Source organism: Streptomyces sp. NPDC015032 (genome assembly GCF_043080425.1).
Lineage (GTDB): Bacteria > Actinomycetota > Actinomycetes > Streptomycetales > Streptomycetaceae > Streptomyces.
The window spans coordinates 341,048-353,075 of sequence record NZ_JBIBVN010000001.1; the positions used below are offsets into that span (position 1 = coordinate 341,048).

General features: G+C 71.7%; 12 protein-coding genes and 1 pseudogene. 6 read left to right on the forward strand and 7 right to left on the reverse strand.

Annotated elements, in window-relative coordinates; genetic code table 11:
* Window positions 1-57: 57 nt before the first annotated feature.
* From ACF08M_RS01450 to ACF08M_RS01460, 3 genes are all read left to right on the forward strand, one after another.
* A complete protein-coding gene (locus ACF08M_RS01450; protein WP_392183198.1) occupies window positions 58-1,284 on the forward strand; it encodes a sensor histidine kinase in 1,227 nt (408 codons plus the stop codon).
* Complete coding sequence (locus ACF08M_RS01455; protein WP_392183199.1) at window positions 1,281-2,003, forward strand: response regulator; 723 nt, start codon at window positions 1,281-1,283, stop codon at window positions 2,001-2,003. Before ACF08M_RS01450 ends, ACF08M_RS01455 begins: the two co-directional genes overlap by 4 nt.
* Before the next feature lie 799 nt (window positions 2,004-2,802).
* Entirely contained in the window at window positions 2,803-3,966 is a 1,164-nt protein-coding gene (locus ACF08M_RS01460) for a serine hydrolase domain-containing protein (protein WP_392183200.1), read from the forward strand.
* 199 nt (window positions 3,967-4,165) lie between these two features.
* On the opposite strand, the pseudogene ACF08M_RS01465 reads toward ACF08M_RS01460, so the two are convergent.
* The 6 genes and pseudogenes from ACF08M_RS01465 to ACF08M_RS01490 form a co-directional block, all read right to left on the reverse strand.
* A pseudogene (locus ACF08M_RS01465) lies at window positions 4,166-4,285 on the reverse strand (IS6 family transposase); the annotation flags it as partial.
* Window positions 4,276-4,467, reverse strand: a complete 192-nt coding sequence (locus ACF08M_RS01470; protein ID WP_392183201.1) for a hypothetical protein — start codon at window positions 4,465-4,467, stop codon at window positions 4,276-4,278. The gene ACF08M_RS01470 and the pseudogene ACF08M_RS01465, both read right to left, overlap by 10 nt.
* Window positions 4,468-4,595: 128 nt before the next feature.
* Entirely contained in the window at window positions 4,596-5,702 is a 1,107-nt protein-coding gene (locus ACF08M_RS01475; RefSeq protein WP_392183202.1) for a serine hydrolase domain-containing protein, read from the reverse strand.
* 520 nt (window positions 5,703-6,222) lie between these two features.
* Window positions 6,223-7,050, reverse strand: a complete 828-nt coding sequence (locus tag ACF08M_RS01480; RefSeq protein WP_392183203.1) for a sugar phosphate isomerase/epimerase family protein — start codon at window positions 7,048-7,050, stop codon at window positions 6,223-6,225.
* The gene (locus ACF08M_RS01485; protein WP_392183204.1) at window positions 7,047-8,192 is read right to left on the reverse strand and encodes a dihydrodipicolinate synthase family protein; all 1,146 of its coding nucleotides are present in this window, start codon (window positions 8,190-8,192) and stop codon (window positions 7,047-7,049) included. Before ACF08M_RS01485 ends, ACF08M_RS01480 begins: the two co-directional genes overlap by 4 nt.
* A 37-nt stretch (window positions 8,193-8,229) precedes the next feature.
* Complete coding sequence (locus ACF08M_RS01490) at window positions 8,230-9,381, reverse strand: Gfo/Idh/MocA family protein (RefSeq protein WP_392183205.1); 1,152 nt, start codon at window positions 9,379-9,381, stop codon at window positions 8,230-8,232.
* A 108-nt stretch (window positions 9,382-9,489) separates the two neighbouring features.
* Here ACF08M_RS01490 and ACF08M_RS01495 point away from each other — a divergent pair, with 108 nt between their 5' ends.
* Genes ACF08M_RS01495 through ACF08M_RS01505 form a run of 3 tightly spaced genes read left to right on the forward strand, consistent with a single transcriptional unit; the run spans window position 9,490 to window position 11,650 of the window.
* Window positions 9,490-10,596, forward strand: a complete 1,107-nt coding sequence (locus tag ACF08M_RS01495; protein ID WP_392183206.1) for a LacI family DNA-binding transcriptional regulator — start codon at window positions 9,490-9,492, stop codon at window positions 10,594-10,596.
* A gap of 41 nt (window positions 10,597-10,637) precedes the next feature.
* Complete coding sequence (locus tag ACF08M_RS01500) at window positions 10,638-10,874, forward strand: hypothetical protein (RefSeq protein WP_392183207.1); 237 nt, start codon at window positions 10,638-10,640, stop codon at window positions 10,872-10,874.
* Window positions 10,871-11,650: a sugar phosphate isomerase/epimerase family protein gene (locus tag ACF08M_RS01505; protein ID WP_392183208.1), complete on the forward strand. Its 780-nt coding sequence runs from the start codon at window positions 10,871-10,873 to the stop codon at window positions 11,648-11,650. Before ACF08M_RS01500 ends, ACF08M_RS01505 begins: the two co-directional genes overlap by 4 nt.
* Window positions 11,651-11,718: 68 nt before the next feature.
* Here ACF08M_RS01505 and ACF08M_RS01510 read toward each other — a convergent pair whose 3' ends face one another.
* On the reverse strand, window positions 11,719-11,889 hold the full coding sequence (locus ACF08M_RS01510) for a hypothetical protein (protein WP_392183209.1): 171 nt from the start codon (window positions 11,887-11,889) through the stop codon (window positions 11,719-11,721).
* Window positions 11,890-12,028 lie beyond the last annotated feature (139 nt).

Below are 12,028 nucleotides of genomic sequence, written 5' to 3' on the forward strand. Positions count from 1 at the left end.
CGGCTGCTGTGAAACTCTGTACCGGAGGCCGTAAGGCCGGACACAGGGAGAACAGACATGCGCAGGCGCCGACACATCGGGCCCGGCGATGCCCGGGAGCCGCTGCGCATCGACAGCGCCGGGCCGCCGTGGTCCCGCAACGACGCACTCGTGACCGGCGGGGCCTGCGCGATGAACCTGCTCAGCTACGTGTTCTTCGACGACCCCGACGGCCGATACGCCGTGAGCGTGGCCGGGTTCCTCCTCGTCGCCCTGGCGGCCCTGCCGCTGCTCGTCCGGCGCAGCCACCCGGTGGTGGCGCTCGCTGCCGTACTGGCACTCGATACGACAGCCACCCTGACCGCGCCGCTGCCCAGACACTTCGGTGCCGTCCTGCTGGTCGCCCTGTACTCAGTCGCCAGGGCCTGCACCGGCCGGGTGACAGCGGTCGCGGCCGTCGCGACGGTGTCGCTGACGTTGCTGAGCCAGAGCCACGGCCGGATTCCGCCCTGGCAGGACGCCGCTGTCACGCCCCTCTCCGCCCTGATCGTCGTCGGCACCGCCATGGCGGTCAACCGCTGGCAGCGGGAGGTGGCGGCGAACCGCAGACTTCTCGCCGACCGTGCGGTGGCCGACGAACGCCGCCGCATCGCACGGGAGCTGCACGACATCGTGGCCCACCACATCACCACCATGCAGCTGATGGCCGGCGGAGCCCGGGCCAACCTCGCCGAACCGGAGGTGGTCCGGGATGCCCTGGTCACCCTGGAATCCTCCGGGCGGCTCGCCCTGCGCGAGATGCGCCAGCTCCTCGATGTGCTGCGGGCCGGTGACGAACCGGAGTCCGCGCCGTCGCAGCCCCAGCCGGGCGTCGACGACCTCGACCGTCTGGTGGCCGAGTCCCGCCTTGCCGGACTGCCGACCGAGTTCAGCGTCCACGGGCCGCAGCGCCCGCTGCCGCCGACCGTCGGCCTCACGGTGTTCAGGATCACCCAGGAAGCCCTCACCAACGCCCGCAAGTACGCGGGGCCCGCCCGCGCGTCCGTAAGGCTGACGTATCGCCAGGATCGGGTCACGGTCGAAGTGCGGGACGACGGTGGGAGCACACCGCCGCAGGAGGGGGCGTCGTCGGTGGGCTCGGGCGGTTACGGCCTGATCGGCATGCGCGAGCGCGTCGCCCTGCACGGCGGCAACCTCGCCGTCGGCCCGCAGGCCGACGGCGGATTCGCAGTGGTGGCCGACCTGCCGCTGACCACGGACGAGGCGGCCGAAGCAGCCGTCCAGCACGAGGGGGCTCACCGATGATCGGGACCCGGCCGAACACACCGAGGATCAGAGTGCTGATCGCGGACGACCAGCCGCTGGTCCGGCGCGGCCTGTCGCTGATCCTCTCCCCCGACCCGTCCTTCGAGGTCGTGGGAGAGGCCGAGGACGGCGCGCAGGCTGTCGCCCTTGCCCGCCGACTGCGCCCCGACGTCGTGGTGATGGACATCCGGATGCCCGTCCTCGATGGTGTCGGCGCGACCGGGGAACTCGCCGCCACCGTGCCCGGCTGCCGGGTCCTGGCCCTCAGCACCTTCGACATGGACGAGTACGTCGTGGGTGCCCTGCGCGCCGGAGCCTGCGGGTTCCTGCCCAAGGACAGCTCGCCGGAGGACCTGAGCGCGGCGATCCGCACCGTCCACGCAGGCGAGGCCGTCGTCGCGCCCCGTCTGCTCACCCGGCTGATCTCCACCTACGTACGGGCCCCTCACGGCGCGTCGCAGCCACTCCCCACCGACCTGGGCGAACTCACAACCCGGGAGGTCGAGGTGTGGCGTCTGATGGCCACCGGTCTCGGCAACGCCGAGATCGCCCACACCCTGCACATCAGCGTCTCCACGGTCAAGAACTACATCACCAGCATCTTCGACAAGCTCGACGTCCGTGACCGCGCCCAGGCGGTCATCGCGGCCTACGAATCGGGGCTGGTCACCGCCCGCGCGGCAACCGGCAACCCGCGCGACGACGCAAACACCGCATAGCCGGGCCGACCGGTGCGCTCACTGCTTGCCCAGGGTGGTGCCGAGGAGGGCCGGGTCATCGGCAGGGCCTACCGGAACTCCCGTGCGGCCCGCCGCGAAACCGGGTAACTCCCCGATTTCCCATGGCCGGGCCCGCCCCGGCGGACGGCCGACAACTCCGGCGCGGCGGAGGTCTCGTGGGCTGCCGCCTGGCGCCCGATCGCCCTCGGAGTGCCCGGCGCCGACGCGGGAATCCGCGGCGATGACGCTGCGGGCGCGTGACGAGCAGGGGCCGCCGATCCCGTGCCGCGCCGAGTGATTGTGCGGACGCGGTGACGGCAGCGCCCGCTTCCAAGACGCAGCGACCGCGCCGGCCGGCGACGCGAGCCCGTCGGCCGGCCCCGGTCCGGGACCTCTTGAGTCCATCCGGATGCCGTCCACCGCGTGGGTGTGCCGGGTGTACGGGCCGAGGTGCGCGAGGCCGGCCGGATAGGGCGCGGCGCGCCCGGGATCGCCGATTGCGGATTCCTCAGGGAAGCCGCAGCACCAGCCCATCGACGACGCGCTGACGGCTGTGCACCGGGAAGCGACGCGCGGCAGATGAACGGCCCGGGCGAAGAGTGGCGCGCAGGACCCGGGCTCCGACCAGCGGGGTCAGAGCGCCGCGTGCTCGGCGGCGTACTCGGCGGCGGCGCCCGGTCCCGGGGGGTAGCCCTACCTGGAGCCCGCCGGGTAGCGGGATCGGCCCGGGCGGTCGCATCCGGAAATACTGGTTCCGGCACATACCGCTGTTTCGCATTGTTTGCAGAGGAGTTGGCTCGTGCGCGAGCAGGCATGGCAGAAGGTTCGTTCTTCCGGGCAGCGGCGGGGCCGCCGGCGCGCAGCCGCGGCCGCAATGGTCGTGGGCGTCATGACGATGGGTGTACTGACATCGCCCGCGGCGTCCGCCGCCCCCGGGCCGGACACCGTCCAGCAGGGCCTGAACGCACTGCTGCGCTCCGATGGTCTGCCCGCCGCGCTGGCGAGCGTCACGGACCGTGCGGGGCATACCGGTACCTACACCGCAGGAGTCGGCGATCTGGCCACCGGCTCGAAGGTGCCCAGGGACGGGCAGGTGCGGATCGGCAGCAACACCAAGACGTTCACCGCGGTGGTCGTGCTGCAACTGGTCGGCGAAGGGAAGATCCGCCTCGACGAACCGGTCGACACCTATCTGCCGGGGCTGGTGCACGGGGAGGGCATCGACGGACGCCGCATCACCGTCCGTCAGCTCCTCCAGCACACCAGCGGACTCCCCAACTACAGCAACTACCTCGGCGACGACGTCCGGTACTTCGCCCCCCGCGAGCTTCTCGGCATCGCTCTCCAGCACAAGGCCGACTTCGACCCCGGGAAGGGCTGGAAGTACAGCAACACGAACTACGTGCTGGCCGGGCTGATCGTCGAGAAGGTCACCCGCCACACTCTCGCCAGTGAGATGGACCGGCGCATCATCAAGCGCATCGGTCTGCACCACACCTACTTCCCCGCACCGGGCGACGCCACCATCCGTGAGGCCCATCCCAAGGGCTACTACCGGGTTTCGGCCGACGAGCCGTTGGTCGATGTCACGGAGATCGACCCCTCCTGGGGGTGGGCCGCAGGTCAGTTGGTCTCCACCGACTCCGATCTCAACCGGTTCTTCACCGCGCTCCTGTCCGGCGACCTCCTCCAGGAAGCCCAGCTCACCCAGATGCGCACCGGCACCAAACCCGCCGACGCCACTTTCGGCCCCGGCGCACGCTACGGGCTGGGGCTCGTGAGCAAACCACTGCCGTGCGGCGGCCTCTACTGGGGCCATGGCGGCAGCTTCCCGGGATACGAGACCAGGGGAGGCGCCACCGACGACGGCCGCGCCGCCAACGTCGCAGTGACCATGCAGTTGTCCGACGAGGCGGCCAGGAAGCGTGTCGACCATGTCGTGAACAGGGCCCTGTGCCGCTGAGCCACGCCTGACAGCGGTCCGCCCGCACCGACCGGGGGGCGCTCCCCGGCATCTCGTAATGCCCGCCATGCGCGCACCGGCGGCGGCCGGTGCGCGGGCCGGTGCGCGTGCGCGCCAACGGCCGGTCGCAGGGGCGCCCCGTCGTACGCGCGCGTCATCCCCTCCCTGCCCGGGTGAGGGCGTCCGCGGGCCCCGGCAGCAAGTGCGGCAACGAGACCGGGCGGTTCAGGCCCTTGGGCGAGCGGTGTTCGACCGACGGCATGGCGTCGCGGTGGGCGGCGCCGTAGGAGCGGAGCTCGTCCGTGACGATCACCCGGGGCACCGACCGGGTCGTGGTTCATCAGCGTTCGGGACGAGGACCTCGATGGTGCGGACGTTCCTCGCGAAATAGCCAGCGTCACTGTAGGCCCTGGCCAGGGTGTTGGGCGTGAGCTTCGCGTAATGGGTGGTTGCTTCTGGTGTCTGGTGACCGAGCCATTCCTGCAGCTCGAAGAGCGTCATCGGCTCCTTGGCGTTGTAGAGCTGACTGGCGATGGTGGACCGGGCCCGGTGGCTGGTGATGTTGCCGCGGATGTCTGCGGTGGGGACGCTGCCAGCCAGACGTGATCCGGACTGCCGCCGACGCCCTCTCAGTCGGCCAGCGCGGCAGTGACGATCGCCTGGATGTGCTGGAAGTCGGAGCCGGTCCCCGTCGGGTTCAGGGAGTACACCACGCGGTGACTGAGGCTTTTGGTGGCGAAGAACCCGTTGTCCCAGCCGGGGCGGGAACCCGTCTTGCCCCATGCGTACGCGCCGCCCGGCAGCTTGTAGCGCATCATCCCTCCGACGCTGAAGCAGGCATCCGTGCCGAAGCAGTTCTTGTTGTTTTCGGCGCTGTCCGCCTTGGGTACGTCGAACGCCAGCTTCTGCTGGGCGGGCGGGAGCAGACGGCCCCGGAACAGTGCCGTGATGAAGCGGTCCAGGTCGGCGGCGGTGGAGATCATGCCGCCCTCGGCCCACGGGTAGGGGCTCTGCTCGGACACGTCCTGCCCGTCCACAAAGACCTGCGCGTGGGGCGAGGGGATCCTCGGGTCGTCGGCGGCGGGCAGGCTCGTGTGGTTCAGGTGCAGCGGCTGAAGGATCCGGCGCTCCAGTTCGTGGGCGAAGGAGTGACCCGTGACCTTCTCGACGATCAGGCCGAGAACAAGGGAGTTGAGCCCGTTGTACTGCTGCTCGTCGCCGGGAGGGGGCGGCGTGCCAGGAGCTGCGGCGAACGAGTCACGCAGGGCGTCCTGGGGCGTCACGCTCATGAGCCACCATCCCGGCCCGTCGGCCGGGCCGGGAGTCGCGGCGGGTTTGGGCAGGCCGCTCGTATGATCCAGGAGTTGGCGCACGGTGACGCGGTCGTAGGCGGCGGGCATCAACCCGGGGACATACCGTCGCGCCGGTGCTTCCACGTCGATCCGGTGCTCGGCGACGAGTTGGAGCACCACCGTGTTGGTGAACACTTTGGTGACACTGCCGATCCGGAAATGCGCGTCAGCGGTGACCGGACCGGCAGTGGCCCCCACGCCGTCCCGTCTGATCAGCGCGCCCGCCACGACGTCGTCGGGCAGCTCGTCGAGGATGTCCTGGACCGTGGGTTTCGCAGAAGCCGGGGCGCTGGACGCGGCACTGTCGGCGGTCGCGGGCAGCGCGGTGCCGGCGGTGAGAGCAGTGGCCAGGGCGAGGGCGGTGACGGCAAGGCGGCTACGCATCGGGGTTCCTCCAGAGCGGTGTCGATGGACTTGGTGACAAGCTCAACTCTGGTGTGTGCAGCCGCCGTTACCCATCGGGATTACCCTGACCGGGCCCTGAACCGGCCCTGAGCCGCCCCTGAGAGACGCTTCCTGGTGCTGTCGCCACTGCTGAGCAGGGGCACTCGCCAGATCGATCCCCTTCGCGGTGAGCGCCAGGGCCTGATCGGCACCTGACGATCAGGACCGTGGAACTCGTCCCTGCTCAGGAGGCCACCCAGACCTGTTCACCTCAGTTCCTCAGGGCCTTGACCAGCGCCTCATCGGCCGCCGATACGCACGGCGGGCCCGCGCCCGCCCCGGCACAACGAAACGGGGCCCGGTCGAAACGACCGGACCCCCCTCGTATTCCCCCTCCGTCAGCGCTTCCCAATCCCCCCGGATCCCTCCCCGGAAGCGCCCGACGGGAGATATGACTCGGTGGAGTGCCGAACGGTTGCACTCCTTGGCGATCTCTTTACCCTGACGGCAAAATGCCCTGTCAGCAGGCGTGTTCGGCGTAGCGGGCGGCGACCTCCGCGAGGACTTCCGCGCCGTCCCGGGCCCAGAGGTCCTCGTTGAAGATCTCCACCTCGATGGGGCCGTCGAAGCCGGTGCCCTCGACCATGGTGCGGAACGCGCGGAAGTCCACGGCGCCGTCGCCCAGTTGGCCCCGGCCGACCAGGACTCCCGCCGGGAGCGGGGTGATCCAGTCGGCCAGTTGGAAGGAGTGGATGCGGCCGCTCGCGCCCGCCCTGGCGATCTGTGCGGGGGCCTGGTCGTCCCACCAGATGTGGTAGGTGTCGACGACCACTCCGACCTGGTCGGCGGGGAACCGTTCCGCGATGTCCAGGGCCTGGGAGAGCGTGGAGACGACGCAGCGGTCCGAGGCGAACATCGGGTGCAACGGTTCGATCGCGAGGCGTACTCCGCGTTCGGCCGCGTACGGCGCCAGTTGCCCCAGGGCGTCCGCGATGCGTTCGCGGGCGCCGTGCAGGTCCTTGCTGCCCGCCGGGAGGCCGCCGGAGACCAGGACCAGGGTGTCGGTGGACAGGGCCGCCGCCTCGTCGAGCGCGGCGCGGTTGTCGTCCAGGGCGCGGGCCCGTTCCGCCGGGTCCAGGGCGGTGAAGAAGCCGCCCCGGCAGAGGCTGGTGACACAGATGCCGGAGTCGGCGAGGAGCCGGGCGGCGCTCTCGATGCCGTACGACTGGACGGGGGCCCGCCACAGGCCGACCTTGTCGATGCCCGCCTTGACGCAGCCCTCGGCCAGCTCGGGCAGCGACCACTGCTTGATGGTCTCCTGGTTGATGGAGAGGCGACCGTCGCTCATCGGCTGCCTCCGTTGACCGCGAGCAGGGCGCGCATCCGGGACCCGGCCAGCTCCGGGTCGGGGAACAGGCCCAGCCGGTCGGCGAGTTCGTACGCCTTCGCCAGGTGCGGCAGCGAGCGGGCGGACTGGAGGCCGCCGACCATGGTGAAGTGGTCCTGGTGGCCGGCCAGCCAGGCGAGGAACACGACGCCCGTCTTGTAGAAACGGGTGGGGGTCCGGAAGAGGTGCCGGGACAGCTCGACCGTCGGGTCGAGGAGGTCGCGGAAGCCCTGGGTGTCGCCCGTGTCGAGGACCCGCACCGCGTGCGCGGCCAGCGGGCCCAGCGGGTCGAAGATGCCGAGCAGGGCGTGGCTGAAGCCGCGGTCGTCGCCCGCGATCAGCTCGGGGTAGTTGAAGTCGTCGCCGGTGTAGCAGCGGACCCCGCCGGGCAGGCGGCGGCGTACCTCGATCTCGCGCTCGGCGTCCAGGAGCGAGATCTTGATGCCGTCGACCTTGTCCGGGTGTTCGGTGATGACCTTCAGGAAGGTGTCGGTGGCGGCGTCGAGGTCCGAGGAGCCCCAGTAGCCCTCCAGAGCGGGGTCGAACATCGGGCCCAGCCAGTGCAGGACGACCGGTTCGGAGGCCTGGCGCAGCAGGTGGGCGTACGTCTCCAGGTAGTCCTCCGGCCCCTGTGCCGCCGCGGCGAGCGCGCGGGAGGCCATCAGGATGGCCTGGGCGCCGCTCTCCTCGACGAGGGCGAGCTGCTCCTCGTACGCCGCCCGCACCTGCGCGAGCGTGGCGGGCCCGGCGGGCAGCTGGTCGGTGCCGACGCCGCACGCGATCCGGCCGCCGACCGCCTTGGCCTCGGCGGCGGAGCGGCGGATCAGTTCGGCCGCGCCGGCCCAGTCCAGGCCCATGCCGCGCTGGGCGGTGTCCATGGCCTCGGCGACGCCGAGTCCGTGCGACCAGAGGTGACGGCGGAAGGCGAGGGTGGCGTCCCAGTCGACGGCCACGGGGTCGTCGGGGCTGATGTCGGCGTACGGGTCGGCGACGACGTGGGCGGCCGAGAAGACCGTACGGGAGGCGAGCGGTGTGCCGCCGGGGGCGAGGCCGAGCGGGGTGGTCCGGGGTTCGTACGGCCCCTGCGGGAGGTGGATGGTCATGGGATCAGCTCCGTTGTGCCGTACGCGAGGCGGCTCGTCACAGTGTCAGCTCCGGTACGTCGAAGCGGCGTCCCTCGGCGGAGGACTTCAGGCCCAGTTCGGCGAGCTGGACACCGCGGGCACCGGCCATCAGGTCCCAGGTGTACGGCTCGTCGAGCACGATGTGGCGCAGGAAGAGCTCCCACTGGGCCTTGAAGCCGTTGTCGAAGACGGCGTTGTCGGGGACTTCCTGCCACTGGTCGCGGAACGGCTCGGTGACCGGGAGGTCGGGGTTCCAGACCGGCTTGGGGGTGGCCGAGCGGTGCTGGACGCGGCAGTTGCGCAGACCGGCGACGGCGGAGCCGTGCGTGCCGTCGACCTGGAACTCGACGAGCTCGTCGCGGTTGACCCGGACCGCCCAGGAGGAGTTGATCTGCGCGACGGCACCGCTCTCCAGCTGGAAGGTGCCGTACGCGGCGTCGTCGGCGGTGGCGGCGTACGGCTTCCCCTGCTCGTCCCAGCGCTGCGGGATGTGCGTCTGGACGTGCGCCTGGACGGTGGAGACCCGGCCGAACAGCTCGTGGAGCACGTACTCCCAGTGCGGGAACATGTCGACGACGATGCCGCCGCCGTCCTCGGCGCGGTAGTTCCAGGACGGGCGCTGGGCCTCCTGCCAGTCCCCCTCGAAGACCCAGTAGCCGAACTCTCCGCGCACGGAGAGGATCTCGCCGAAGAAGCCGCCGTCGATGAGGCGCTTCAGCTTCAGCAGACCCGGCAGGAAGATCTTGTCCTGGACGACGCCGTGCTTGATCCCGGCGTCGCGGGCCAGACGGGCCAGCTCCAGGGCGCCCTCGACGTCCGTGGCGGTGGGCTTCTCGGTGTAGATGTGCTTGCCCGCGGCGATCGCCTTCTTGATCGCCTCGACACGGGCCGAGGTGACCTGGGCGTCGAAGTAGATGTCGATGGTGTCGTCGGCGAGGACCGCGTCGAGGTCGGTCGACCACTCGGTCAGGGCGTGCCGCGCGGCGAGCTCCTCCAGGGCGTGGGCGCGGCGGCCGACCAGGACCGGCTCGGGCCACAGCACGTCGCCGTCGCCGAGATCGAGGCCGCCCTGCTCGCGGATCGCGAGGATCGAGCGCACCAGGTGCTGCCGGTATCCCATGCGACCCGTGACGCCGTTCATGGCGATGCGCACTGTCCTGCGTGTCACGAAGTTCCCTCCATACAGCCGTAGCAAGCGCTTTCTATCTCGTATGACGCTAGCCTGCCGACAGCGGCCCGGACAAGAGGGGTCGGTCCAAAACCCTCGGAGGAAGCGATGACAGTCACCCTGGCGGATGTGGCGGCTCGCGCCCGGGTGTCCGCGGCCACCGTCTCCCGCGTGCTGAACGGCAACTACCCGGTGGCCGCGTCCACCCGGGAGCGGGTGCTGCGTGCGGTGGACGACCTCGACTACGTGCTGAACGGGCCGGCCAGCTCGCTCGCCGCCGCCACCTCCGACCTGGTCGGCATCCTGGTCAACGACATCGCCGACCCGTTCTTCGGGATCATGGCGGGCGCGGCGCAGACCGAGATCGGCGGTCCGGGTGACGGCTCCGGGCGGGCCGGCGGCGAGAAGCTCGCCGTCATCTGCAACACCGGCGGCTCCCCCGAGCGCGAGCTGACCTACCTCACTTTGCTCCAGCGCCAGCGTGCCGCCGCCGTCGTCCTCACCGGCGGCGCGGTGGAGGACCCGGCGCACCAGGCGGCGATCTCCGCCAAGCTGGCGAAACTCGCGGACGCGGGCACCCGGGTGGTGCTGTGCGGGCGGCCCCCGCTGCCGGGCAGCGAGGCGGTGGTGGCCGCGCTCGCCTTCGACAACCGGGGCGGCGGGCGTCGCCTCACCGAGCATCTGCTCTCGCTCGGCCACCGGCGGATCGGCTACGTCGCGGGTCCGTTGGAGCGGACGACGACCCGCCACCGGCTCGAAGGCCACCGGGACGCGCTGAGGGCGGCGGGGCTCATCGGCGACGGGAGGGGGGCGAAGGGACGCGCGGCGGGCGCGTACGACGAGGAGCGTCTCACCGTCCACGGCCCCTACGACCGCCGCTCCGGCTACGACGCCACCCTCGAACTCCTGCGCCGTGAACCGGAGGTGACGGCGATCGTCGCCGCCAACGACACCGTGGCCCTGGGGGCGAGCGCGGCGGTCCGGGACCGTGGTCTGCGCATCCCCGAGGACGTCTCGGTGGCGGGCTTCGACGATCTGCCGTTCTCGGTGGACGCGGTCCCGGCGCTCACGACCGTACGGCTGCCGCTCTTCGAGGCGGGCGCGCGGGCCGGGCGGCTGGCGATGGGCAAGGAGTCCCCGCCGCCGGGAGGCATCGCGACGATCGCGGCCGAGCTGATGATCCGGGGGTCGACGGCGCCGCCGCGGGCGCAGTAGGCCCGCGGGGCGCCCGGGTGCGGTGCGCCCCACTCACGGCTGTGGCCGCTTCGGGCCGCCCGGGTGCGGTGCGGCCCGCGGCCGCCGCGGCGCTGCGGGTGGTGTCCTGCGCTCCGGCCGACGCGGTCCGGCCGGAGCCGGGCGAGCGGCTGGGACCGCGGCAGCGGGCGGACGCGCTGAGGCTGCTGGGTAACCTGGAGCAGCTGCTCCGGGAGCCCTGCCGACCCCGGCCCGACCAGCGGCGGCCGGTGGATCCGATGGAAGGAACACGCACGTGAAGCTCGCTTTCTCGACCCTCGGGGTGCCGGGCATGCCGATCGCCGACGTCGTCCGGCTCGCCGCCGGGCACGGCTATCAGGGGGTGGAGCTGCGCGCCCACCCCGAGGAGCCGGTGCACCCGGGCCTTTCGGCGCCCGAACGGGCCCGTGTCGTGGAGGAGTTCGAGAACGGTGGCGTCGAGATCCTGACCGTCGCCGGGTACGTCCGGGCCGCCGCCGAGGGCGACGACGAGCCCGTGCTGGCCGAGCTCGCCGGGCTGGTGGAACTGGCCCACGACCTGGGCGCGCGGAACGTCCGGGTGTTCCCGGGCGGCGGCGGCCAGGACCCCGCCGCGGCCGACGCGGCCGCCGCCCGCCGACTGGCCGCCGCCGCCCCGCACGCCGCCGACAAGGGCGTACGCATCCTGCTGGAAACCCATGACTCGCACCGGGCCGGGGTCGACGTGGCCCGGGTCGTCGGCGCGGTCGGGCACGGGTCGGTCGGTGCGCTGTGGGACATCATGCACACCTGGCTGGCGGGCGAGGACCCGGCCGCGAGCCATGCGGTGCTGGCCCCGCATCTGGGCTACGTACAGGTGAAGGACATCGCGTCGGCGGAGGAGACCGAGCCGTTGGCGCTGGGGGCCGGGGTGCTCCCGCTGAGGGCCTGTCTGGACACCCTGGACGCGGACAGCTGGGTCTGCTGGGAGTACGAGAAGCGGTGGCACCCGGGCGCGGCGGAAGTGCCGGGGCTGCTGGCCGCCGGGCGGGAGCACCTGCTGCGGGCGGGACGGTAGCCGCTGCCCGACCCGGCGGCGTACCCGCTCGCGGGTGACCGCCGTGACGCCCCGCGAGCGGGCGGATCTCACCCCTGGTCACGCATCTCGGCCAGGCGGACCGCCCGGGTCTGCTGCAGCCAGAGCAGGTCTGCCAGAACCGGGTTGTTCTTCGCCTTCTGCTCGTCCTCCGCATCTCCCTTCCGGCGGGCTGCCTCGTCCCTGCGAGGAGTGGGCTCGGTGGGCGTTATGTTGCTCAAGATCGCTCCTCGCGTGGTGGGCTGGTGCAGGTGTGGCAGGGACAGGCACAGCGGAGGCGCTCGACAACCACGTCGCGGACCCTCACGGTGACCGGCCCTGGGCATTCCGCATGAATCCCTACGCGGCACGCGGGCGCGA